The sequence below is a fragment of the Bacillus sp. FJAT-29814 genome, from assembly GCF_001510715.1.
GTDB lineage: Bacteria > Bacillota > Bacilli > Bacillales > Cytobacillaceae > Neobacillus.
In genome coordinates this window covers 1-1,247 of record NZ_LMTJ01000007.1, presented here as the reverse complement: position 1 = coordinate 1,247, position 1,247 = coordinate 1, and the positions used below count along the sequence as shown (strand labels likewise).

At 39.1% G+C, this 1,247-nt stretch carries 1 protein-coding gene; it reads left to right on the top strand.

Features of this window, described 5'->3' with window-relative positions; genetic code table 11:
* Positions 1 to 52: 52 nt before the first annotated feature.
* The gene (locus tag AR334_RS18940; RefSeq protein ID WP_066316309.1) at positions 53 to 1,228 is read left to right on the top strand and encodes an IS256 family transposase; all 1,176 of its coding nucleotides are present in this window, start codon (positions 53 to 55) and stop codon (positions 1,226 to 1,228) included.
* The last annotated feature ends 19 nt before the right edge of the window (positions 1,229 to 1,247 follow it).

Below are 1,247 nucleotides of genomic sequence, written 5' to 3'. Positions count from 1 at the left end.
TGTTAAAATGTTTTTTTCGACCAAGAAAATCACATTTACGGAGGACATGATGATGACCCAAATCAATATTACTATAAATCTTGAAGATCTCAAAGAAAAAGTCGAAAAAAGCTCTTTAGATTCACCTGTTAAAGCCTCTCTTTCCCTCATTTTAAATTCTCTAATGGAAAAAGAGAGAGATGAATACATCAACGCTCTTTCACACGAAAGAACGGAAGAACGCAGAGGCTATCGTAACGGCTATTATGAGCGAGAATTACTTACCGGTGTGGGTTCACTTAAGCTTAGGGTTCCACGGACCAGGGATGGTGAATTTTCCACCTCTGTTTTTAAGAAATACGAGCGCTGGGAACAGGCTCTAATTCTCTCAATGGTGGAGATGGTAGTTAACGGTGTCTCCACACGAAAAGTAACCAAAATCGTGGAGGAAATATGCGGGAAAAAGGTTTCGAAATCATTTGTATCAGAATTAACCAAGACGCTTGATCCGGTTATTAATGATTGGAGAAACCGTCCCCTTAATGCTTTTTATTACCCATACATCTACGCAGATGCGATGTACATTAAAGTTCGTGAACACGATAAAGTCGTTTCAAAGGCTGTCTATGTGGCGTGTGGAGTTAACGAAAATGGATTCAGGGAAATTATCGGTTTACAGGTAAATCACGCAGAATCTGCGGACAATTGGACAAATTTTTTTGAGTACCTGAAGTCAAGAGGGATTCAATCCCCCAAAATGGTTATTTCTGATGCTCATGCCGGGTTAGTAAAATCTATCAAACAATCGTTCTTGGGAACATCTTGGCAACGATGCTATGTCCATTTCTTACGGAACCTTGCAGATGCTCTGCCTAAAAAGGATACCAAAGAAGCTCGTCAAGAGCTTCAGGCCATCTTTAAAACTTCGAAGCTTTCTCATGCTCGAGAGTTGAAGAACCAGTTTGTAGAAAAATACCAGGATGTAAAAGCATATCAAAAGGCTATTACATTGTTGGATGAAGGATTTGAAGACACAATGCAATTCCATTCTGAACCGTCTGAGTACCATAAGCACCTTAAATCAACTAACATGCTAGAACGCTTAAACAGGGAGATTAGAAGAAGAGAAAAAGTTATTACCATATTCCCTAATGATCAATCAGCTATACGGACAATTGGCGCAGTACTCATGCATGAAGAAGAAAAATGGGAAAACAAGGTTTTTATTAGAGGTATGAAAAAAGTATAGTCTGTGCTGCCTAAATATG

Coding starts and splice junctions, on each gene's coding strand:
- AR334_RS18940 (WP_066316309.1), top strand. CDS start 53: ATGACCCAAATCAATATTACTATAAATCTTGAAGATCTCAAAGAAAAA.